Origin of the sequence: Peribacillus sp. YIM B13481, assembly GCF_042787985.1 — a bacterium.
Lineage (GTDB): Bacteria > Bacillota > Bacilli > Bacillales > DSM-1321 > Peribacillus > Peribacillus simplex_A.
This window is the reverse complement of sequence record NZ_JBHZPE010000005.1, coordinates 97078-118505: the sequence shown is the minus strand read 5'-3', so window position 1 is coordinate 118505 and position 21428 is coordinate 97078. Positions and strand designations below refer to the sequence as shown.

Below are 21428 nucleotides of genomic sequence, written 5' to 3'. Positions count from 1 at the left end.
AGGATGCCCATTTTTCATGTTGATTATACCTGATTTGTTTGTAGAGCGGCTAATAATGCTACCACTTCAATCCCCGACTTCTTCTGTAGAGGCTACCCCGCCCATATCAGGCGTCAGTGCCCTTTTATCGACCATCACTCTTTCGATCACGTCCAACACTTTTGCCCCCCACTCCTCATGCCCGAAGAAATCAAGAATCTGACTAGCGGACCATATGGCCGCAAGTGGATTGGCGATGCCTTGATGGGCAATATCCGGCGCTGAGCCATGAATCGGTTCGAACATCGAAGGATAAATCCGTTCCGGGTTTAAATTGGCTCCGGCTGCCAAACCCATCCCGCCTGCAATGGCAGCACCTAAATCCGTGATGATGTCACCAAACAAATTGGAGGTGACAACGATTTGAAATCGTTCGGGCTGTTTGACAAAAAACATGCTTGCCGCGTCGACCAGATAGGAATTCGTTTCTACCTCCGGATACTCAATCCCGATTTCTTCAAAAACCTGATCCCAAAAAACCATTGAATAATTTAATGCGTTCGCCTTGCTTATACTCGTTAGCGTCCTGCCCGTTTTACGCGCCAGTTCATACGCATAACGGATGATTCTCTCCGTTCCCTTTCGCGAAAAGACCCCCGTCTGCAGTACAACTTCTTCTGGCTTGCCTTTGAAAAGCCAATCACCAGCACCGGAATATTCCCCTTCACTGTTTTCACGGATGACAATCATATCGATTTGGTCTCGTGTCACGTCTTTTAATGGACAAGGTGCACCTTGAAGCAATTTAACGGGTCGAACATTTACATATTGGTCAAATTGCTTTCTGATTTTCAGCAGAAGCTCACGTAATGAAATATGATCCGGGACACCAGGATAACCAACCGCCCCAAGATACACGGCATCAAACTTCATAAGTTGTTCCAGCCCGTCTTCGGGCAGCATTTTACCATGCTCAAGATAATATTCGCATCCCCATGGAAAATATGTGAACTCGAAAGAAAAATCCCCGGCAATCCCAGCCACTTTTTTTAGGACCTTAACACCCTCATTAATCACTTCAGGTCCTATTCCGTCACCCGCAATGACCGCTATTTTATAAACATCCATTCTTCGCCCTCCTTTATCTATATTTTCTGATTTCAACACCCTAATTTTAACATATAACTTTTGCATTCCCGCTCCTAATGGAAACGCTTAAATGTGAACGGCAAAAAAAAATTTTATCGGAAAGGTCCATAATGCAAAAAGAGCCCTTTCATGAAAGGACCCTTTTCATGCCTTTAAATATGCACGTCTTTCCGCATATTCTCGGCAATGTGAACAAACCGCGATTTTTTTTCTTTCTTCATTCAAATATGTCGTTACATTCTTGGATTTACGCTTACAAAAGTAACAGGTTTTTTTGAAGAGCTTCACTTAACGATGACTTCGCCGTCCCATTCAAGCATTCCGCCTTCCATGTTTGCCACTTTATATCCTTGTTCCTGAAGATAATGGCATACATTTTCACTGCGGCGTCCTGAACGGCAGATAAAGATGTATTCTTTTTCTTTATCAAAATAATCAAGGTTAGCTGGGATATCATTCATGCGGATATGTTTCGCGCCTTCGATCATTCCTTCTTGCACTTCTTCGTCTTCACGAACATCGACAAGTTCCATCGCTTCGCCTGCCTCAAGCTTTGCTTCCACTTCTTCAGTTGTAATGATTTTGATTTCTTCCATAATTAGCACCTCGAATTATCGTATGATTTATCTAATTCATTATAACAAAATTTCCAGTTAAACATCACTTAATGAATCCTCGGCTTTTAAGGTTCACATTCAACCGGCCAGCTGATTGAAAAGACATGTACACTTTTTTCTACTGTCGGCATGCCATTTTTATCAAAACACTCATTACTGGCATCCATACATGATTGCTAGGAACAGCAATGAAAAAAGCCATACCCGTCATTCGTTTTTTAGGTACCGCCTGAAATTCCTCACTTGATCTGAGTTCCTGCATTGAATGCAACCTGATCCGTATACCTCTCCGAGCATCACCATTGTAATAGTTTACCATATAGCAGTTAAAAAGGTTCGGTCCTCACTCATTTTATCGGGGAAGAACTCCATCTTTATCAACTCTCAACTTTTTACCGTTTCTATAAACCATTCTGGATAAAATGGCTCCTAATAAGGCCGCCACTATCAGAATACCGAATAGAATCGAATAATTTGCGATGATCCCTATCAAAGTGGATGAGAAGATACTCCCGAAATATCGAAAGGTAGAAAAGATACCCGAAGCCGAGCCCGATACCGATTCATCCACTGCTTCCAGGGAAGCTATCTGCATGCTTGTAAGTCCTAAACCGATCGCCAGCCCATTCACAATGAGTGTGAAGGCTAAATACAGAAGTGATTGGGTTTGGATGACGAATAAGAATAATAGATTCGTTAACACCGTGATGGCGAATGAAAGGAATATGACCTTTTCCGATGCGTATCTCCGGTTAAGCTGTCCTCCTATCATATTGCTGACTGCCATGGAAATCGAGAACAAGGATAACAATGCACCGCTCATGGAAGTCGATATATCCATTTTTGTGGTCATAATCAGCGGCATGACCAACAAAATCGCGTACATCGTGAAATTATTGATCAATACAGATAAATTGGCATTTACGAATACGGGACTCTTAAATAAGCTAAAATCGATAATCGGGGATGGAACAGAACGTTCTTTCCGTACGAATAATCCCACGAATAGAAGGCTCCCGATACCAAGTACGATATACATCGTCATCGATTCTGCATGAGTCAAAGTAATCAATAAAGTGATCGTAACGGCTAAATAAAAGGAGCCGATAACATCCAATGGCTGTCGGGCATTCTTTTTCTGCAGCTTAGGTATAAGGAAAACGCCTCCAGCAAGTGCACCCAATAAAAACGGGACGTTAACCCAGAATATCGCTTTCCAACTAGCTACAGCAATTAAAAACGAGCCTATTAATGGACCTACTGCCGCTCCTAGACCCATTCCCAATCCGAAAAAACCCAAAACCCCCGGCAGCCGCCCGTGTGAAACGGTCTGACGGATAAGGGCTACGACATTCGGGATCAGCAGCCCGCCCCCTATGGCCTGCAGTGACCGAAAAGCGACAAGCATATTTATATTTGGGGCAAGCCCGCATCCAATAGACGCAGCAAAGAATAGTAATATGCCAATTATATAGATTTTCCGATTGCCATATATATCGCCAAGTTTACCAGCAATCGGCTGGGTAACGGCCATTACAATGAGATAGATAGTGACAACCAATGTGGCACTGTGTATATCCAAACCGTAAAAGTCTGAAATCGACCCGAGCGCTATCGAAATCATCGTTGAATTGATCGGTACTAGAAACGCCGCCATTAAAGTAAAAACGATCATCAGGTATTCCCTCTGTCTACTCATTCTTTCACCTCCATCCTTATAAGGGAAAACAATAGCCTGAACGGATGACACTATGCATTACTAATCCGCTTCAGGTTTAATTTACTCATGCATCGATTATCGTAACGGTTCCTGTATTCCCATCGACAATGACATGATCTCCATTTTTCAATCGATCCGTTCCTATTTTTGTCCCTAACACTGCGGGAATCTGATATTCTCTGGCAATGATCGCTGAATGGGACAGCATGCCGCCAGTATCAGTAATGATCGCTTTTGCATCCTGGAAAAAGGACGTCCAGACTGGTGTCGTGGTCCTGCAGACAAGTATATCTCCCTTTTTAAAATCAGAGGCCTCATGCATACCGGATATCACTTTGACTTTTCCTTCGCATACGCCGCCGGATGCTGAAATGCCTTTAATCGTATTCGACGTATTTCCCTTGTTTTCGTCCAATGGACCAAACACCATTTCCACGAAAGCACGTTCTTCATCCGTTGGTTCGCCAAAAAATGATGGAGTTTTCATTTTCTCATGCAAATCATACTGCCTTTTCCGTTCCAATACCGTATCCATTAAAGAGTGTGGAGCATCTAAAACCGATATGATCTCATCTTTATATAAAAACCAAATATCTTCCACGTCATCCAGCACGTTCTGCTGCACTAAAAGCTCACCTACCTTCAATAAGTATAAACGTGTCTTTGCATCAAACATGGCATCAATATAAAAATGGTGATCATCCGTGATAACAACTGCATCCAAGGTCATTTGGTAATATTTTTTAAATACTTCCCGCTCTCCGGGGTCTTCAATTCCATTTAAAAACCTTTGGTAAATCCGTTTCCCGGCAGCCACTGCAGTTTCGAATTCTTTATCAAAATCATATCCATTGATGATGAAATTCTTAATGATTTGCAGTACATGCTCAGGATTTTCAATCCAGGTTTCTCCAACGAAATCATGTGCCTTAAGACATCTGTATCCATACACATTGACGAAATTATCAACTCGGTCCAGAAAATCCTTCCCTTTCCCAAAAGCGCTCAGCATCTGGTATAAGTTTCCTTCATCAGAATCCATGATGACCTTTTGCAACTGAGGTTCATTCTTCGCTTTCAATGATAATTGCCATAAGATTCGATCGGATTCCAGTGACTTATTCATGACTCCGGCCATGGATTGGTAAAGTTCATGGCGTGGCTCGCTCCCTAACAAGCTTTGAAATAGCTTTTCAAGCTTAATATTAATGCTCATATGTGGAAGGACGATCATAAAGTGCCAATAATAGACCTCCTTGAAAAACCCTTCTAACTCATCTAACCCTCTTTTGACTTTTTCAGCCGTGAATTCCTTCGATGTTTCCTCATCCATATATCGATAAATGGGCAGCAAATGATCATGGATGATATCATACATCCTGTTAGTCATCTCTGGATACAAGTCCTCCATAAGCTTTTCGTTATCTATGTTCAATTGCTGTGGGTCCGTTCCGGATTGGATCTGCTTTCCGTAATAATAACCGTTATGGACTTTCATTTGGAGATATCCCGTCGGTTCCCTCAGCTCCTCTGTCGCTTTAGCCATTCCTTGATAAAATGGTTGAGTGAAAATCGAAGCGAATAGTGGTGAAATTTGATCAGGAAATCTGGAATCGATCAAAAACCAAAATTCATCCTTATCATTCCGTTCCAAAATAAACTCTTTCCTGGCGAATGGAATGTCTTCTGTGTCTTCGACCACCGTTGTGATCGGACGGGCTTGCAGGAGATATACCTTTTGATCTTGAATTCCGAATTCCAAATCGACAGGATGCCGATAATGCTTCTCCACCTCTAGTGTCAATTCGATCAATTGTGAAATCATCGCATCATTTAGGCAATATGCATCCCGTTCCGCTCTAGTGGTTTCCACTTCTTCAGTGCCTGTGGAGCCGGAAACGATTTTCAGTTCCTTGCTGCCCTTGATTTTCTTGATTTTTGTACCATCACGTTTAGCCAAATAGGTATCTGGTGTAACGACACCGGATACCACCGCCTCCCCGAGCCCATAACTGGCATTGATCAATATATGTTCTGAATTGTATGTAACGGGATCATGGCTGAAAACCACTCCTGAAACCTCTGAATGTATCAGACCTTGAACCACAACGCCAATTGATATTTTTTCAACTTTTTCATGAATGGTTTCGGTATATTGCTGGACTCGGTTCTCGAAGCAGGAGGCCCAGCAACCTTTTACCCTTGATAGGAATTCTTCTTCCGTTTTAACATTCAGATATGTTTCATACTGACCGGCAAAGGATGCCCCTTCCAGGTCTTCTGTACCCGAAGAAGAACGGACTGCCAAGGATGTATATTCTTCTCGCAGCTCATGAAAAGAACTCAACAGGATGCTTGATAAATCTTCCGGGATGCCCGCTTCCATAATCTCGATTTGAATGGTTTCACTCTTTAAATCCAGTTCATTCATTTCCGCAAAGTGCATAAAGGAATCATTGTTAATAACAAACCCATTTGGGACGGGCATGCCCAATTTAGTCATTTTAATTAAATTTAAAGCTTTTCCCCCTACGATATCTTTGGACTCAGTAGCATTGTTGAATCTCTCTGTATACATATTATTTGCTCCCCTTCCATCCCTTTGAATTAAAATAAACCCCTTTTGAACATACAATCGTTTGTCATTCCCAAGGCAGGGATTAGCCCACCAATTGGAATAACAACCATTATTAACCATAAAATAAACCCTACTTCATTTCACGTGAAAAGGCTTACATCCTTTCCCATGTCGGAAACCGCCCGCGCAATGATTCTTAGGGCTTTCTTTCCATTTTCCTTGATGGCCATTCGGCTAAAATGCAACAAACTATTCAATTTTATATGTATTTACGTTCAAAACGTAAATACATCAAGTCCATACATAACCGAAAAATCCCTACTATAGTCACAATGGGACCAGGATGTAAAAATGCCAGCGAATATAGTATATTCGCTGGCGTTATAAGGAATGAAACTGTGTTAATGCTTGAATCCCAATCAAAAACACCAGAAAAACTGAGGCTGCTCGAATTCCAGCAATCGGTCGGCATGTCCATCTCCACTAATGCGGACTTCCAATAAAAAAAGAGAAAGACGGATATCCCGTCCCTCTCCTTCATACTTGATTAAAAGTCGAAATTATCAGGATCTGGACCAACACGGTGATTCTGATTCAATCCATCAATTTGGTTCAATTCCTCTTCCGTCAATTCGAAATCGAATACAGATGAGTTTTCTACAATACGATATTCTTTAGTGGATTTGGGAATCGTTACAATCCCATTTTGTATATCCCAGCGCAAAATGACTTGTGCAACTGATTTGCCATGCTTGGTCGCAATTGCTTGTAAAACTTCATTATCCAGAAGTTCACCTTGCATCAAAGGAGACCAAGCTTCTAGTTGAATGCCTTGTTCCTTACAAAATGCCTGAACTTCTTTTTGAGTTAAACGCGGATGGCATTCAACTTGATTGACCATCGGCTTCACTTCCGCATCTTTCATTAAATCTTTAAGATGGTGAATCTGGAAATTGCTCACACCGATCGCTTTTACTTTTCCTTCTTTATAAAGAGTTTCCAACGCTCTCCAAGCTTCCTTATATTTTCCTTCCACAGGCCAATGGATAAGATATAAATCCAAGTACTCCAAGCCAAGTTTCTTTAAGCTTTTTTCGTAAGCCGCGATTGTTGATTCATATCCTAAATCAGCATTCCAGACTTTTGATGTTACGAATAAATCTTCCCTTGAGATTCCAGCTTCTTTTAAGCCTTCAAGGATCCCTTGTCCGACCCCTTCTTCATTTTCATAAATGGCAGCCGTATCAATACTGCGATAACCATGTTTAATGGCCACTTTAACTGCATTTACCAGCTCCGGTCCTTCTTCCACCTTAAATACGCCCAATCCGAACCAAGGCATTTTAACGCCATTATGCAACGTAGTTGTATCTTGTAAATTTTTCACCATTATACTCTACCCCCAAATTTTTTCTTCATTGTTTTTAAGATTGTAATGCGTTTAAGTATCAGTATCATTACATCCCTTCAAGGAACCTCCCATCATTCGCTGAAGGGATGCAATGATACTTGGTTAATGATACTCTAAACGCATAGCATGCTTTTTCTAACATGCATCACTTTTTCAATCCTATGCTATTTTGCCAGTTCCCCTGGAACGGTCTTTACTTTCCAAGGCACGGCTCCAAGCTGTTAAAACCACTGCTGCAAACACCATAACTCCACCTATCCACGCTGTATGAATCAGTCCGATCGAATCCGTAATCACCCCGCCTAAGTAGGCACCAATGGCGATTCCCGCATTGAAAGCAGCAATATTGATGGCTGACGCCACGTCTACTGCACTCGGCACGAAACGCTCCGCTAACATGACGACATACACTTGAAGCCCCGGAACATTCATGAATGCAAATAATCCCATTAAAATGATCGTAATTAGACCGGCTATCTTAAACGGTGCCGTGAAAGTCAAGACAACAAGTACAATGGCTTGAATAAGAAACATATAGAATAGGGCATTAATAGGATTGCGATTCGCGAATTTCCCGCCAAGGGTATTTCCTATTGCTATGGCTACTCCATATATTAGCAAAATCAATGCTACAGTTCCTTCTTTATACCCTGTCACTTCCTGAAGTAATGGCGAGAGGTACGTGAAGACAACGAATGTACCTCCATACCCTAATGCTGTAATGATGAATACTAGCAGCAATCGGCCATTCGTAACCAATTTGATTTGATCACGGAACGTTGTCCGTGCAGCTTTTCTTAAATCGGATGGGACTAGGATGCTGTTCCCGATGAAAGCAATCACGCCAATTGCCACAATGATGATGAAAGCGAATCTCCAGCCGAATTGCTGCCCGACGAAGGTTCCAAAAGGAACTCCGGTCACCGTTGCCACCGTCAGGCCTGTAAACATGATGGCGATGGCACTTGCCCTGCGGTTTTCAGGAACCAAATCAGCAGCAATCGTAGCGCCGATTGACATGAAGATACCATGTGCAAGCGCTGAAATGACACGTGCGATCAATAATACACCGACCGTGGTCGCAGAAGCCGCTAATGCATTTCCGGCAATGAACACGACCATTATCCATAGCAATAAAGTCTTTCGCGACATATTCGATGTCAGGGATGTCAGGATAGGTGCCCCGAACATGACCCCTAAGGCGTATAAGGATACCGTCAATCCCGCCGTCGTCACTGTAATATGTAAATCTTTAGAAATGAGTGGTAATAGTCCAACGCTGATGAACTCTGTTGTTCCAATCGCAAAGGCACTGATCGCTAAAGCCAGCAATGCCCATGTACTTCTATTTTTACTTGAAATCATATCCTCTTCTCCTTCTCGTCTTTTGTACTATCATTGAAATTGCCTTAGCAACTTTTTTTATAAATGGTACAGTTGAATTCGGTGTGCAGATGTTATTATGAGTTATAATAGAAATAAAAAACAGTACGTACTTTAAAGTGGTATAGGCACCTTTTAGTACCTATAAAACAAGGAGAGTATGCCAATCATGCAAAAAAAGAAATACAATATATCAGTTGAAGCGACACTGGAAGTAATGGGCGGAAAGTGGAAATGCGTAATCCTCTGCCATCTGACCCACGGAAAAAAGCGGACCAGTGAATTGAAGCGCCTTATGCCGAACATCACCCAAAAAATGTTGACCCAACAATTGAGGGAGTTAGAAAAGGACGAGGTCATCAATCGTATCGTTTATAACCAAGTCCCCCCTAAAGTGGAATATGAACTTAGTGAGTATGGGCAAAGCCTGGAAAGTATCCTATCCGCACTGTGTACGTGGGGGGAAAATCACATAACCAGAGTGTATGGGGATAAGTTTTCCGTTCTCGAGGAAAGTGTATTGAATGATCAATTAAAGTAATTCAAAACAAAAAAACGGAGTCCACTAAAGGGATTCCGTTTTTTTGCTGAACCGATCAAACATCATCATTGAAGAATAAAACAAAAAAGATTAGCTCAAATGTGCTATTTTTTTTGTTTATAATGAATCCTCCTAATTTAACTAATAAATGCAAAGTGAAAATGATCATGGACACTACATACCCATCAAGAGCTGAATCATATCCTCCAGATATTAATAATTCAGGTTTGAAGCAAATAAAAATCGATATTGCGAGAGGTATTAAAACAAGAATGAAAGCCAGCTGGGTTTTGTTATCCATAAAGAATTCCGCCTCAGTTTATTAATTTAACAAATTATAACAAACCTAATAAAAATACCATCGTAAGAGGCATCCGTTTTATTCCCCACTGCATTTTTGGTATAATATGTATGCGATTTAATATGTAAACTCTGTATGTGATCAAGCAGGACAGTGTTGATCACTTAAAGTTTTTATTTTGTAAACAAATGAGTATAATGGTGAAACCAAGGAGTGACATATGAGGGTCTTATTAGAATTGATGCGCATCATATTAATATTCGGGATAGCCGGATCGATCATTTCAAATATTGTAAACGGTATATATATAAACATAGGAGTTAATCAGAATCAGTATGGCTGGCTAGGCTCGATTGCGATACTCATTTTATTATTTGTCTGGTATAGAAATAAACTTCAGTTCAGTGGCTGGTATTCGGGAAAAGGGAAGGAAAAGCTTCCAAAAACGGCCTCCCAAATACTAATCATGTGTTCACTCTTTTTGTTATGTGCCCCACCTGTTTTAAGTGTGCTGCAGCTGATATTTCAATAATCGGGATTCTTTATCCCAGATAGAGCAGGAGTGAACGATTTGCGGAATTTGTTTAATATTGTGGTTCTCATACTCCTACTCGGTGGATTTTGGTATGGATATGGTAAAAATATTCAGGAGTCTGGATTCAAGGCGGGGGTTGGTTCCTTTGCATCCGATGTTCGTTCCTTCATAAACGGGCCCGAGGTTTCAACTGCCTTGGAAAAACTGAACACCGGAGTCAACAACCTGATGGGTTCGCTGGCTGAAACTTTGGATACCGCTTCAGAAAAAGAAACGCAAGAAACGGAAAAAGTGAAAAAACCAGCATTGGAAGCACCTTCTGAAGCATCCTTTTCAGTCAGTAATATCGAAATTGGCGACACAAAGGATGACGTAGAAAAACTGGCTGGGGAAGCAAAGCGGAAAACGCGGAATGAATATGGCGTAGACTGGTTCGCCTATCACGAAAATTATCAAAACTTCTTCATGGTTGCCTACGATAATAACAATAAAGTTGTTGGTTTATATACGAATCAAGATTTGATTTCCTCAAAGGAAGGCATTAAACGCGGCACCCCTAAGGAAACCGTGACTGCGAAATTGGGCGAGCCTGTAACAAAACTTCTTAAAGGCAACGTCTATTATCAGATTCGAAGTGATGGCGAATACGATATGTTTAAAATGGATAATAGCTATGTGACCATTTTTTATGATAAACATGAAAATAATACAGTCACATCGATCCAGATCATCGACGAAAAACTGGAAAAGCAAAAGAGCGGCTATTTTGCAAAAGCCAGCCCCGAGTTAAAGAAAGGCTTCGAATATCAATTATTCGATTTGACCAATGCATCACGGGTCAATCATGATCTCTCAGTGCTTTCATGGGATAAACGAGTGAAGGTCACTGCACAGGATCACAGTACAGATATGGCCGTGAATCAATACTTCAACCATACAAACCTTGAAGGAGAATCCCCGTTCGACAGGATGGAAGATGACAAAATCAAGTTTCGAATGGCTGGGGAAAACTTGGCTGCCGGTCAGAATAGCAGTATCTTTGCCCATGAAGGCCTGATGAATTCCATTGGCCACAGGGAAAACAAATTACAGAAGGATTTTGAATCGCTCGGTGTCGGAGTGGCCTTCGATGAGGAAAATAAACCATATTATACGGAGAATTATTTGAGGAAATAAACCAAAAAGCTGTGCATGGAGAATCCCAGCACAGCTTTTTTCTCCAGAATAAAAGAGAGGGCATCCATTTTTTAAAAATGGATGCCCTCTCTTTTATAATGTATCACCAAACGAATAATCCAACCATCATGGCACTTAACAAGGAAACAGCCATCCCGCTTAGCAGCAGTTTCCAGACATTCCTTCCGATAATGTTCGATTTCTCATCATTTAGGATGGAATTGAATGTTCCATAAATCATTCCCACTGTACTGAAGTTGGCAAATGACGTCAGATAAGTGACAGCAACAGCGACTGTATGCGGAGACAGCGTACTGATTTTATCTTTTAAATCGAGCAAGGCGACGAACTCATTCGTGGCAAGCTTGATTCCCATCAATTGAGCGACATACATGGCATCATGTCCTGTTAGTCCAAGCAGGAATGCAAATGGACTAAAAATGACAGAGAAGATTTTTTGAATGGTCAGGCCATCCACAAAGAAACCGAAAATACCGTTTACACTGGCCGTTAACGCCACATAACCGATTACCATTGCCATGATGACGAAGACCATTTTGGCCCCCACCAGCATACTGTTAGAAATGGTGGAAAAGAAATCTTTACGTTCCTCTTTAGAAGGTACATAAACGACGTCTTCCTCTTTACTGACATCGACGGGATTTAGCATGTTAGCAATTAGCAAGGCATTTAGGCAGTTCAAAGGTATCGCTACAAATACATAGGTTGCCGGTACCATGGATAGGTAGGCTCCAATGATTGAACCGCTGATGCTGCTCATGCTCATGATTCCAAATGTCAAAAGTCGCTGATCTTTAATCGCGCCGAGTTGAACGCGGAGAACAGCAAGTGCTTCGGTATTCCCAAGGAACATCATCTGAATCGAAAAGAAACTCTCAAGTTTTGGCAAACCGGATACTTTTGAGATGAGCCATCCCACTTTATCAATGATCCAGGTAAGTATACCGAAATACGATAAAACATCAAAAAACGTGATAATGAAAATAATTGGCATCAATGCGCTGAAAAAGAAATCCACATGTTCATTTGCCATAACTGAAGGAAAGACGAATGAAATCCCTTCATTTGCACATCCAATCAACCAGGTGAAGAATGAAGCGATCAGATTAATGACCCACGCCCCTATCTTAGTTGATAACATGAACCCTGTGATAAGCAATTCAAGAACCAGTAAGGTAAGAATGGCTTTCCACTTAACGCTCCTTTTATTAGGTGAACAAAGGTAAACGATGCCCATTACAACTAAAACACCCAGTATATTCAATAAGAAATACATGCTTTCATCCCCTTTGGATATATCATTTCCCATTCATTTTTTTTATATAAAAAGCCCTTACCTTTTTACACTTTCAGCCGCAGGAAGAAAGTGTGAAAAAGTAAGAGCCTTCATTAAAAAGGGGGTATGCTGGATCAAGTTTTCAAGCGAACCAACCATAAACCTATTCATCTCTTTTATTTTCATACTTCCTTGTAGTCCGGCATTATTCACGGCTGCCAGGTAGAAACTATCAGACCATTGTTACTGATAATATACAAGGATATTTTTAAAATAAATTCTTAGGAAAGATATCATTTTAAATCAGTTTATTTTCAATTACAATACGTTTTACAATTGTTATATTAATATAAATTTTTCGAAAACATTTTAAAAAGAAGTCTCCGAAGGGCCAATGTTGGGTAATACTTATGAAGTAGTATATCCCACCCATCAACAATAAAAAACACCTGCTTTATAGCGGTGTTGTTATAGCTCGAGTAAATTCGCCATATTACCCTTTAGAGTCATGCCGTTTTAAAAAAACTTCCCACCTGTGATAATCCCTGATTCAATGCTTCATACTAAATAGTATATTTCCTTGATAAGGACGTGGATTTTGGTGGATTTTATTTTTAGCCAGGAAACTCTTACTACAGTTCAGTGGATGTTGAGAGCCATTACATCCTTCATCGTTTTACTTTTTTCGGTTAAATTGATGGGGCAACGAGCCATTTCTCAGTTAAGATTAATTGATTTTATAATGGCATTAATTATTGGGAACATTCTTGCCCACCCTTTGTCTGATGCACATTCAGGTTTGAAGGGTTCAATGATAACGACCTGTGTATTAGTCATTTTATATATCATTAATGTGTTCACAAGTCTTAAGTGGGGCAAACTCCGAAGGTTCTTTGACCCCTCACCCTTTACCCTTATCGAAAATGGGCAAATCGTTTACAAAAGCTTAGCAAGGGCTCGAATCTCCATCGATTTTTTACTATCTGAATTAAGAAAAGAAAAAATTGTCGATATTGAAAAAGTATCACTCGCACTATGGGAACCTGATGGTACTATTTCATTGTTTTTAGATCCTCAATATAAAGCGCTAACTCCAGCAGATATGCATATAGCAACTAAAGCCTTCACTTTACCTAAAACGATTATTAAAGAGGGGAAGATTGATTTTAAAGAATTAAATCAAGACGGTAAAGACGAAGTATGGCTGAAAAAAAGTCTCAAAATGACTTATAATGCGGACGTGAACGATATTTTATTAGCAACCATTGATAATAACGATAACATAAAGGTCTTTTTTTACAAATAGCTCCTTGAAGCCCTTAGTACTGCGAAAGAATATAAATACTTTTTTCTCGCTTAAAAATAATTCCCGGTGAAAATTTGAGTTATTTCTTTTTGCAGACAAAATAAAATCCCCTCAAGAAGAAAGTGTAAAACCTACATATAAATGTCGGCTTTACACTTTCAAACTTAAAGGGGATCATATCACATTCATGACCTTCAAGAAAACTCTCTTATTACTCCGACCAATGCAGAGTATTTAAGAACTTGTACACATCCTCATAAACCTGCTCACGTTCTTTACCTAATGTGATTATATGGCCAGAGTTTTCATACCATATCAAGTGTTTATGCTGCGTATCGACTTCATTGAAAATCGCTGTAGCACTGTTCGTATAGTCGGGATCATCCAAACGCCCTTGTAAAACAAGAGTTGGTGATGTGATTAAATCTAAATCTTCACCAGTCTCATTTATTATATTCACCATATCATTCAGCGAAGTCATAGGGTCTTCTTCCAACAGCTTCACTTCGGCAGCAATTTGGTCTGCATCTTTGCCTTCAAACTTCTTATAGGCCTGTGCATAATTGAGCAAGCGTTTTTTTTGTCGATCGCTACTTTTCCCTTGTGTCGGTGCACACATTGCAACTACCCCTGTTACAGGAAGTTCAATTCCTACTTTTAATGAGAACAATCCTCCTAAAGAAATTCCTGCAACAGCAATTTCCTCGTAGCCTTCATCTTTAAGGAATTGATAACCTTCCACTACATCTTTCCACCATTGCTTTGGACTTGTTTTAGCAAGTTCCTCGGCTGATACGCCATGCCCACTATAAAGGGGTCCGTGGCAAGTATAGTCGCGATCATTCAGGTATTTCCCTAATTTCTTCATGTCTCCTGTACTTCCGGTAAACCCGTGAAGTAAAAGAACAGCTCTTTTTCCACCTCTGTATGTGAATGACTCAGGTGCTTTCACTTTCATCTATCTAGGACCTTCTTTCTGCTCTTGTTGATAAATAGAATCTAAATGATTTTCAAAAAAAAATCAATTAATACCCCTTGAGTGGGATTTCTTCTATCCTATTCCGTATTTTCATTCAAACAGATAAATCATGTATTTATTATCCTTACCACACTCTTTACAACTCATCCGTTCCGAAGCACATTTTACTATGATTGATTTTATTTAGCAATCGTCATTTAACCATTTTTTTTAAGAAAAGTAAAATGCACCTTGTAATACGATGTACATCGTATTACACTAAAAGCAAATGATAAAAGAAGGTGATTATTTGGATAAAGAATTGATGAAGGGAAGCATTGACCTCCTTTTGCTTTCACTTCTTTCACAAAAAGAGCTTTATGGCTATGAAATGACGAAGATTCTTAAGCAAATGAGCGAGGGGCAATACGAAATCAGTGAAGGTACCCTATATCCGGCTCTTAAGCGTTTAGAAAGAAAGGAATTTATAGAAGGGTATTGGAAAGAGTCTGAATCCGGACGAAGGAAATATTATCGTATCACGGACAGCGGCAGAACCGAGCTTGAACGTAAACGCAGCAGCTTTACCTTCCTTGAAAATTTAGTTCGGAAAAGCGCGGAGGATTTCTGATGAAAACAACATTTGAAAAGTATGTAAAAAAAATCGTCAACCAAACTGATTGTACCAAGGAAGAAAAAGAAGATATGTCTGAAGAACTGCTCCTCCATTTGGAGTTGAGCCGGGATGATTTAATGAAGCAGGGGAAGACCCCAAAAGAAGCCGAGAAAATGGCATTAATCCTTTTTGGCGACGAATGGGAAATCGGCAGTCAAATTCAGCAGGCCATCTTTCCATACCGAAAAGAGTTTATGCTTACTTTATCCATCGTTTCAATTCTTTTTACGTTTTCGGTGTATGCGCTGCAACTATTCCAAAAAGGAGATGCTTACATCGGCTGGCTTCTTTTTTCGATACTGACTAGTGCAACTTTACTCTCACTTACACTTAACCTCCTAGTCTCTATCAACCGGAAAATCATGGTCAACACCGTGTTAGTGACCCATGCCCTTGTCTATGTATATGGATGGGGAATCGCTTCCGCCCTTGACTTCACATTATTTCCTTTATTCAGCTTGATTATGGCAGCAATTCTCCTACTATCTCTTTACCTCATTTACAAAACAGCCTTGGTTCTTCCGGGATATAGTGGAAAGACTTTAAAAAAAGCAAAACTTCTGCACATTTTCAATATTTCACTCGGCATCTTGATTTTGTCAGTTACCTTATTTTTCTTATATGCTTTTTTAATCTTCTCAAGTGAAGTCCAGCCGTTTATGCTTTTATTTTTCATCCCGACCGTCTTATGGATTTCGTTATATACCCTACAGATTAAACTGTTAAAAAAGCTTCCTGTTGCTTCAAATATATGTGCTGTTTTTCAGGTATTACTTGTTCTAGCCATTATTGTTACGATGATGATACTCTACCGTTAAGGAGTCCTTCAAATGAAAAAGATGCACATCTATCTCATTCTGATCACGCTTGCGATTGTGACTGTATTGTTTGTCATCGCCGGATTGATCTTTAAAAAAGAAGAAAATGAAAAGCAGCAGGGCTTAACCAATCAATACGACGTATCCGCCCAAGGAACAATTGCATACGTCACACACATTAAGGGGAAACCACAATTAAAGCTCTATAATCCTGCATTATCCATTGAAGAAAAAGTCCTTGAATTGAGCAACGATGAACAAATCCTCGACCCGACTTATTCCTACGAAGGGGATATACTTGCCTTTATCGTAGCTAAAAAGAACCAAGAAGAAGATTCAACCAGTTCCATTCACCTTTTTGATATGAAATCACAGAAAATCAGTGAATTATTCAAAGCAGACTTCCTGGTCACAGAACTCGATTTCACAAAAAGCGGCCGCTCTCTCTTTTATATCGGAGCCGGTACGTTTAAAAACTACTCGCCGATCACGGGTCCCCGCCCTCACGATCTCGATATTTACGAGTTTGATATAGAAAAAAAGGAGTCCATCCAACTAACCTCTTTTAAGAAATATGGTCTTAGTTCCCTAAATGTCGCCCTTGATGGAGAAGCCGCTTATTATCAAACCGATGATGACGCGGATGCTAAAACGGCTGATGATATTTTTGAAACGCATCAACGGATTTTCAAAGTGAAATTTGACAAATCAAGTGTCGAAACTGTCACAGATTCTAAACGTGATGTCGACATTTTTGATTTCACAATTACCCCTGATGAAAAAACGATAATTTTCCAGTCCATCTCCAATGAGCAATCAGGCAGTACCTATATTTATGAGCTATATAGCTATGACCTCAAAACCAAGACCGAAAAGCAGCTGACCCATCTTCAAGGATACACAGATCGCCCAGTCATCAGCAGCGATTCAAAAAATGTCTACTTTATGGTAGACAAGAAATTCGGCAAAAGCGATCCACAGTATCACCTATATAAAGTGGAGATTGATGGAGCCAACCCCGAAGAAATTTTGTTGCCTAATTAATAAAAAAGGATTCCCGCACCAATTATTAACGGTGCCGGAATCCTTTTTTTATGGGGTTACTCGTGAATTTGGACTGTTTACTCGTGAATTCATGCTACACTCTTGATTCCGCGCTGTTTACTCGTGGTTCGGCTTGTTTACTCGTGAATTTCGCACTTTTACTCGTAAATTCATGCTACACTCTTGATTCCGCGCTGTTTACTCGGGGTTCGGCTTGTTTACTCGTGAATTTCGCACTTTTACTCGTGAGTTTCGCACATTTACTCGTGAGTTTCGCACATTTACTCGTGAGTTTGGACTATTTACTCGTGAGTTTCGCACGTTTACTCGTGAATTCATGCTACACTCTTGATTTCGCGCTGTTTATTCGTGGGTTCGGCTTGTTTACGTGAGTTTTGCACGTTTACTCGTGAGTTTCGCACATTTACTCGTGAATTCATGCTACACTCTTGATTTCGCGCTGTTTACTAGTGGGTTACTCCAGTCACGCAAAAAGAGGACCTAATTTGGCCCTTTTTTGTCTATTCCTTTATGTTTCCGATAATTGGCGCAGGAGAGCTTCATACATTCCCCTTGGACATGCGGACCATATTTTTCGCGAAAGGCCTCGAGGCAATAGCATTTATCTTCTTCCTTTTTGGTTCCATCCATCGGTGCATCCCTCCTAGAATTCAACCGGAGACTACGCGCTTTTCCAGTCTTACGTTGATTCGTCCCAACAGTACGGCACCGATTGACTGAATGACTGTTTTAACGATGATTTGGCCGATAATCGCAGCGGGTACGGCTTCCCATGGCAATATATTAGCACCTAGTGGACTTAGGCCAATCACGACAAATATCACCGAATCGAAAAACCCTCCAACGATCCCGCTGTAAAACACCCTCCAACTCATCGGGAGCTTTAACCGGGTATAAATTTCCGTATCCGCTGTTTCTGCCACCACGAACGATAATGCGGAAGCAAATACAATCAATAACGTATCTCCTAATAAAAATGAAACACATGCAGATAAAATAAGTGCGGTAACGATACACATATAGGTTTTCGCACGGCCGAATTTATTCTGGACCAGATCTCGAAAGATGAAGGTTCCTCCGATGAACAATGTACCCATCGGAATGATGAACATGCCCAAATGTAATGGATCAAAAGCTGCTGTAACCACATTCGCCGTGACGATGGATACTAAATAAAATAGAATTCTTAACATTTAATTCATTCTCCTTATACAGAAAAAACAGCACCCTAAGAAAGAGCACTGTTCCCCTTAGTTTTTTTGAGAGGGTAGCTAGAACCTCTTCCGCCGGAGCGGATTATCATTTCCTTATTTATCGTAGCTTGAAAACGGTTGGAAATCAAGAAGTTTCCATATGGCCTGATCCTAAAATGTATTCAAGCTTATATCCTTTCAATAATCACCGTTTGATTTCGTTTTGGTCACTGGGAATGGTGCGAATCCATGGATTTCATTTGCAGACTCGATAAGCCAATATCCGCTTTGCCAAAGCTTAACACTTAGCAAATGTTCCTCTGATTTTAAGGCTTTTGCCGATTCCTGTCGCAGAAAACTGCTTGACCGGCTGTTTATAAAAAGCAGACAATCATTGATAGAGCTATGATACGATTTTGATATTGCAACCCTTTTTGTTTTTATTTGGCACGGACTTGATAAGGAATGCTAGAAGTATAAACGCGAGGAGGAAAAAGAATAATGAAAAAACCAACGTTTGTCTATCCTATTTATATCGCAACCACACCAGAGAAGCTTTGGGAAGCCCTAACGAGTCGCGAATTTACAAAAAAATACCACTTCGAATGTCAAATCAAGTCATCCTTTCAAGAAGGCGCAACCGTTACATATTTGCTGGAAGATGGACGAATCACTGATCATGGAAATGTACTTAAGTGTGAGCCGCTGCAACTGCTCTCTTTTACATGGAACACGACAGGAGACGAAACACCCCGCGAGGATCCTTCTCGGGTCACTTTTCAACTGCAGCCAATGGATGAATCTACTGTGAAGTTAACACTTACGCATGAAGAGCTACTGGAGACCGATTTCGTATATGGTGACAATACCTTTAAGGGCATAAATAATGGATGGCCAGCTATTCTATGTAACCTGAAGAGCTTGCTTGAAACTGGACGGACCTTGCCGCCAATATATGTAGATCGGGTTAATTAGGTGTTAGTTGGAACTTATTTAAACATATCGAAAGAGAGCTGATATAGTATGGATACTCAAATAACTACGAAATTTAAAATAGGCAAGCCAACTAATGAGGTGTTTGAAGCCATAGTAAACCCCGAAAAAATCGGAAATTTCTGGTTCTCATCGAGTTCTGAAAGATGGGAGCAAGGCAGGACGCTTACATTGAGATATAACGAATACGATGCTGAAGTGGTTATACATGTATTAGAAGTCGAGGAAAATAGGAAAATCGTGTATTCGTGGGGAGGCAACGCCCAAGAAACGGTCGTTACAATTACATTAAAAGAGCTGGATAATACAAGTTCAATTATTGAAGTAAACGAATCAGGTTTGAAGGAAGACGATCCAGAAATAATAAAAAAAATGATAGGACAAAAAGAGGGGTGGGTATATACTTTAACCTGTTTAAAGGGTTATTTAGAAAGTGGTGTAACTAATTTGAGAGCGTCATTAATTTTTTAAGCTGCTGGTTCAGCTGAAAAAAGATCTCCAAAACCGGCAGTTGGGCATGCCGCCTGCCAGAACAATAACACTGACAATATTTAACTATGTTGTACCTGATAAGCCTTTACGATTTAATGGTGTCCGAATATCGATAAAATGCCACCACTTAAAAGAAAGCGGCTTACAAGTCGTCGATAGTCTATATAAATTTACGGGTAATGTTTCCGGGAAAAACTCAAGGATGGATTCCGTGAGTTTTTCACTTTCCGTTTGGTTTGACGCGAAATTCAATCGGAAATCACTTTTAGATACATGCCCTTCGAAGCTTTTTCATAGGCTTCAATTCCCATGTTCTTCACTTTTTCGGATAAACTGGATGCTCTCACCACTTGGGTTCCTTGAATGATGGAAGGATCCATCAGGCGCACTTTATTTTTCCGATGTAAATCATAGTCCAATTGATCTTCTTTCACCTTTACGTTACCATGGATCCTTTTTAACAGATTTTGCACTTCATCGTCTTCAGTGGAGCTTAACAAGGATATGACTTCTTCATCTGTACCAAGTAAGTCATCAAGGCTGATCAGGTTTTTAGCCAAAGCCAATTTTAACGTCTTTGCCAAGATATCATAGCCATATATATTAAGTGGATCCATGAAAAAATCAATAACTTCACTGTAATACGTTTTCACAAACCATTCCGCCGAATCAATATTATCCAGATACATTCTTCCATTTACTATGATTACATGATCAAGAAAGTCGTGAACGGATTCAAGTGTGATATATCCATACTGATGCATATCCCGGAGAGTATAATCCCCCCTATCGGCACATAACCCAGGTGCTGGCTGTTCAAGCATTTCCCATTTTGATTGAACAATAACTTTACAATCATATCCATATTCCTTCAATATAAATGGGATTTCAGATTCCATAATGACATGATCATATATCTTTTCATGATAATCTTCATCCTTACAATCCAGAACGAAATCTATAACATGTGAGAATGCAGTATGGGATACGTCATGCAGCAAGCCCGCGATTTGTTCCTCTAATGAACCGCCAAACGCCTTTATTAACAACATCACACCAATTGAATGGTCAAATCGTGTGACATTCCACTTCTCATTAACTAAATAACTTGCCCCACCCTGATGTATTCCCTGCAATCTTTGGACCGGTTTGCTTTTTATCAGCTCTTCCAGAACTCCCTCTATAATGTGTTCCCCATAGATACTATCCGAAACTAGCAATAACTGCGGCCTCCCCCATT

At 40.3% G+C, this 21428-nt stretch carries 21 protein-coding genes and 2 riboswitches; of the genes, 10 read left to right on the top strand and 11 right to left on the bottom strand.

The window, feature by feature from the left end; all coding sequences use genetic code 11:
• Window positions 1-66: 66 nt before the first annotated feature.
• From ACFX4X_RS05650 to ACFX4X_RS05635, 4 genes are all read right to left on the bottom strand, one after another.
• On the bottom strand, window positions 67-1107 hold the full coding sequence (locus tag ACFX4X_RS05650; protein WP_377382352.1) for a tartrate dehydrogenase: 1041 nt from the start codon (window positions 1105-1107) through the stop codon (window positions 67-69).
• Between the two features lie 305 nt (window positions 1108-1412).
• On the bottom strand, window positions 1413-1724 hold the full coding sequence (locus tag ACFX4X_RS05645; protein ID WP_061464470.1) for a rhodanese-like domain-containing protein: 312 nt from the start codon (window positions 1722-1724) through the stop codon (window positions 1413-1415).
• Window positions 1725-2097: 373 nt separating this feature from the next.
• On the bottom strand, window positions 2098-3444 hold the full coding sequence (locus ACFX4X_RS05640; protein WP_377382349.1) for an MFS transporter: 1347 nt from the start codon (window positions 3442-3444) through the stop codon (window positions 2098-2100).
• Between the two features lie 85 nt (window positions 3445-3529).
• Complete coding sequence (locus tag ACFX4X_RS05635) at window positions 3530-6043, bottom strand: PEP/pyruvate-binding domain-containing protein (RefSeq protein WP_377382346.1); 2514 nt, start codon at window positions 6041-6043, stop codon at window positions 3530-3532.
• 239 nt (window positions 6044-6282) lie between these two features.
• Between ACFX4X_RS05635 and ACFX4X_RS05630 the strand changes: the two genes are divergently transcribed.
• Window positions 6283-6546, top strand: coding sequence for an NADPH-dependent FMN reductase family protein (locus ACFX4X_RS05630; protein WP_377382343.1), 264 nt, complete (start codon window positions 6283-6285; stop codon window positions 6544-6546).
• Between the two features lie 44 nt (window positions 6547-6590).
• Here ACFX4X_RS05630 and ACFX4X_RS05625 read toward each other — a convergent pair whose 3' ends face one another.
• Window positions 6591-7433, bottom strand: a complete 843-nt coding sequence (locus ACFX4X_RS05625) for an aldo/keto reductase (RefSeq protein WP_377382341.1) — start codon at window positions 7431-7433, stop codon at window positions 6591-6593.
• Window positions 7434-7613: 180 nt separating this feature from the next.
• Window positions 7614-8819, bottom strand: coding sequence for an MFS transporter (locus ACFX4X_RS05620; RefSeq protein ID WP_377382338.1), 1206 nt, complete (start codon window positions 8817-8819; stop codon window positions 7614-7616).
• Between the two features lie 187 nt (window positions 8820-9006).
• Here ACFX4X_RS05620 and ACFX4X_RS05615 point away from each other — a divergent pair, with 187 nt between their 5' ends.
• A complete protein-coding gene (locus tag ACFX4X_RS05615) occupies window positions 9007-9378 on the top strand; it encodes a winged helix-turn-helix transcriptional regulator (RefSeq protein WP_034309370.1) in 372 nt (123 codons plus the stop codon).
• Between the two features lie 55 nt (window positions 9379-9433).
• Here the strand turns inward: ACFX4X_RS05615 and ACFX4X_RS05610 are convergent, their stop codons facing one another.
• Complete coding sequence (locus ACFX4X_RS05610) at window positions 9434-9679, bottom strand: hypothetical protein (protein WP_284469968.1); 246 nt, start codon at window positions 9677-9679, stop codon at window positions 9434-9436.
• 220 nt (window positions 9680-9899) lie between these two features.
• On the opposite strand from ACFX4X_RS05610, the gene ACFX4X_RS05605 reads away from it, so the two are divergent.
• Both ACFX4X_RS05605 and ACFX4X_RS05600 read left to right on the top strand, forming a co-directional pair.
• A complete protein-coding gene (locus ACFX4X_RS05605) occupies window positions 9900-10211 on the top strand; it encodes a hypothetical protein (RefSeq protein ID WP_284469967.1) in 312 nt (103 codons plus the stop codon).
• A 39-nt stretch (window positions 10212-10250) separates the two neighbouring features.
• A complete protein-coding gene (locus ACFX4X_RS05600; protein ID WP_284469966.1) occupies window positions 10251-11390 on the top strand; it encodes a CAP domain-containing protein in 1140 nt (379 codons plus the stop codon).
• Window positions 11391-11493: 103 nt separating this feature from the next.
• On the opposite strand, the gene ACFX4X_RS05595 is transcribed toward ACFX4X_RS05600, so the two are convergent.
• Window positions 11494-12687 carry a nucleoside transporter C-terminal domain-containing protein gene (locus ACFX4X_RS05595; RefSeq protein ID WP_061464477.1) on the bottom strand — a complete coding sequence of 398 codons (1194 nt, stop codon included), beginning with the start codon at window positions 12685-12687 and terminating at the stop codon, window positions 11494-11496.
• Window positions 12688-12862: 175 nt separating this feature from the next.
• Window positions 12863-12967, bottom strand: a riboswitch (purine riboswitch).
• Window positions 12968-13288: 321 nt separating this feature from the next.
• On the opposite strand from ACFX4X_RS05595, the gene ACFX4X_RS05590 reads away from it, so the two are divergent.
• Window positions 13289-13993, top strand: coding sequence for a DUF421 domain-containing protein (locus tag ACFX4X_RS05590; protein WP_061466171.1), 705 nt, complete (start codon window positions 13289-13291; stop codon window positions 13991-13993).
• A gap of 211 nt (window positions 13994-14204) precedes the next feature.
• Here the strand turns inward: ACFX4X_RS05590 and ACFX4X_RS05585 are convergent, their stop codons facing one another.
• On the bottom strand, window positions 14205-14951 hold the full coding sequence (locus ACFX4X_RS05585; RefSeq protein ID WP_061464478.1) for an alpha/beta hydrolase: 747 nt from the start codon (window positions 14949-14951) through the stop codon (window positions 14205-14207).
• A gap of 310 nt (window positions 14952-15261) precedes the next feature.
• Here ACFX4X_RS05585 and ACFX4X_RS05580 point away from each other — a divergent pair, with 310 nt between their 5' ends.
• From ACFX4X_RS05580 to ACFX4X_RS05570, 3 genes are read left to right on the top strand one after another with little or no spacing between them, the layout of a single operon-like run.
• Window positions 15262-15582 (top strand): PadR family transcriptional regulator, encoded by a 321-nt coding sequence (locus ACFX4X_RS05580; RefSeq protein ID WP_089364730.1) that lies wholly within the window; start codon window positions 15262-15264, stop codon window positions 15580-15582.
• Window positions 15582-16445 (top strand): permease prefix domain 1-containing protein, encoded by an 864-nt coding sequence (locus tag ACFX4X_RS05575; protein WP_377382332.1) that lies wholly within the window; start codon window positions 15582-15584, stop codon window positions 16443-16445. Before ACFX4X_RS05580 ends, ACFX4X_RS05575 begins: the two co-directional genes overlap by 1 nt.
• Window positions 16446-16457: 12 nt before the next feature.
• Entirely contained in the window at window positions 16458-17489 is a 1032-nt protein-coding gene (locus tag ACFX4X_RS05570; RefSeq protein ID WP_377382329.1) for a TolB family protein, read from the top strand.
• A 671-nt stretch (window positions 17490-18160) separates the two neighbouring features.
• On the opposite strand, the gene ACFX4X_RS05565 is transcribed toward ACFX4X_RS05570, so the two are convergent.
• Entirely contained in the window at window positions 18161-18703 is a 543-nt protein-coding gene (locus ACFX4X_RS05565; RefSeq protein WP_284469964.1) for a VUT family protein, read from the bottom strand.
• A 51-nt stretch (window positions 18704-18754) separates the two neighbouring features.
• Window positions 18755-18797: riboswitch (PreQ1 riboswitch) on the bottom strand.
• A 407-nt stretch (window positions 18798-19204) separates the two neighbouring features.
• Between ACFX4X_RS05565 and ACFX4X_RS05560 the strand changes: the two genes are divergently transcribed.
• Both ACFX4X_RS05560 and ACFX4X_RS05555 read left to right on the top strand, forming a co-directional pair.
• Complete coding sequence (locus ACFX4X_RS05560; RefSeq protein ID WP_377382326.1) at window positions 19205-19678, top strand: SRPBCC family protein; 474 nt, start codon at window positions 19205-19207, stop codon at window positions 19676-19678.
• A gap of 48 nt (window positions 19679-19726) precedes the next feature.
• Window positions 19727-20167: an SRPBCC family protein gene (locus tag ACFX4X_RS05555; RefSeq protein WP_377382323.1), complete on the top strand. Its 441-nt coding sequence runs from the start codon at window positions 19727-19729 to the stop codon at window positions 20165-20167.
• A 269-nt stretch (window positions 20168-20436) separates the two neighbouring features.
• Here ACFX4X_RS05555 and ACFX4X_RS05550 read toward each other — a convergent pair whose 3' ends face one another.
• Window positions 20437-21408: an HD domain-containing protein gene (locus ACFX4X_RS05550; RefSeq protein WP_377382320.1), complete on the bottom strand. Its 972-nt coding sequence runs from the start codon at window positions 21406-21408 to the stop codon at window positions 20437-20439.
• Between the last annotated feature and the right edge of the window lie 20 nt (window positions 21409-21428).

Bases quoted from the DNA above. Each gene is read 5' to 3' on its own strand.
- ACFX4X_RS05635 (WP_377382346.1), bottom strand. From the start codon at position 6,043: ATGTATACAGAGAGATTCAACAATGCTACTGAGTCCAAAGATATCGTA.
- ACFX4X_RS05605 (WP_284469967.1), top strand. From the start codon at position 9,900: ATGAGGGTCTTATTAGAATTGATGCGCATCATATTAATATTCGGGATA.
- ACFX4X_RS05650 (WP_377382352.1), bottom strand. From the start codon at position 1,107: ATGGATGTTTATAAAATAGCGGTCATTGCGGGTGACGGAATAGGACCT.
- ACFX4X_RS05630 (WP_377382343.1), top strand. From the start codon at position 6,283: ATGCAACAAACTATTCAATTTTATATGTATTTACGTTCAAAACGTAAA.
- ACFX4X_RS05615 (WP_034309370.1), top strand. From the start codon at position 9,007: ATGCAAAAAAAGAAATACAATATATCAGTTGAAGCGACACTGGAAGTA.
- ACFX4X_RS05620 (WP_377382338.1), bottom strand. From the start codon at position 8,819: ATGATTTCAAGTAAAAATAGAAGTACATGGGCATTGCTGGCTTTAGCG.
- ACFX4X_RS05595 (WP_061464477.1), bottom strand. From the start codon at position 12,687: ATGTATTTCTTATTGAATATACTGGGTGTTTTAGTTGTAATGGGCATC.
- ACFX4X_RS05610 (WP_284469968.1), bottom strand. From the start codon at position 9,679: ATGGATAACAAAACCCAGCTGGCTTTCATTCTTGTTTTAATACCTCTC.
- ACFX4X_RS05565 (WP_284469964.1), bottom strand. From the start codon at position 18,703: ATGTTAAGAATTCTATTTTATTTAGTATCCATCGTCACGGCGAATGTG.
- ACFX4X_RS05645 (WP_061464470.1), bottom strand. From the start codon at position 1,724: ATGGAAGAAATCAAAATCATTACAACTGAAGAAGTGGAAGCAAAGCTT.
- ACFX4X_RS05560 (WP_377382326.1), top strand. From the start codon at position 19,205: ATGAAAAAACCAACGTTTGTCTATCCTATTTATATCGCAACCACACCA.
- ACFX4X_RS05585 (WP_061464478.1), bottom strand. From the start codon at position 14,951: ATGAAAGTGAAAGCACCTGAGTCATTCACATACAGAGGTGGAAAAAGA.
- ACFX4X_RS05570 (WP_377382329.1), top strand. From the start codon at position 16,458: ATGAAAAAGATGCACATCTATCTCATTCTGATCACGCTTGCGATTGTG.
- ACFX4X_RS05575 (WP_377382332.1), top strand. From the start codon at position 15,582: ATGAAAACAACATTTGAAAAGTATGTAAAAAAAATCGTCAACCAAACT.
- ACFX4X_RS05640 (WP_377382349.1), bottom strand. From the start codon at position 3,444: ATGAGTAGACAGAGGGAATACCTGATGATCGTTTTTACTTTAATGGCG.
- ACFX4X_RS05555 (WP_377382323.1), top strand. From the start codon at position 19,727: ATGGATACTCAAATAACTACGAAATTTAAAATAGGCAAGCCAACTAAT.
- ACFX4X_RS05625 (WP_377382341.1), bottom strand. From the start codon at position 7,433: ATGGTGAAAAATTTACAAGATACAACTACGTTGCATAATGGCGTTAAA.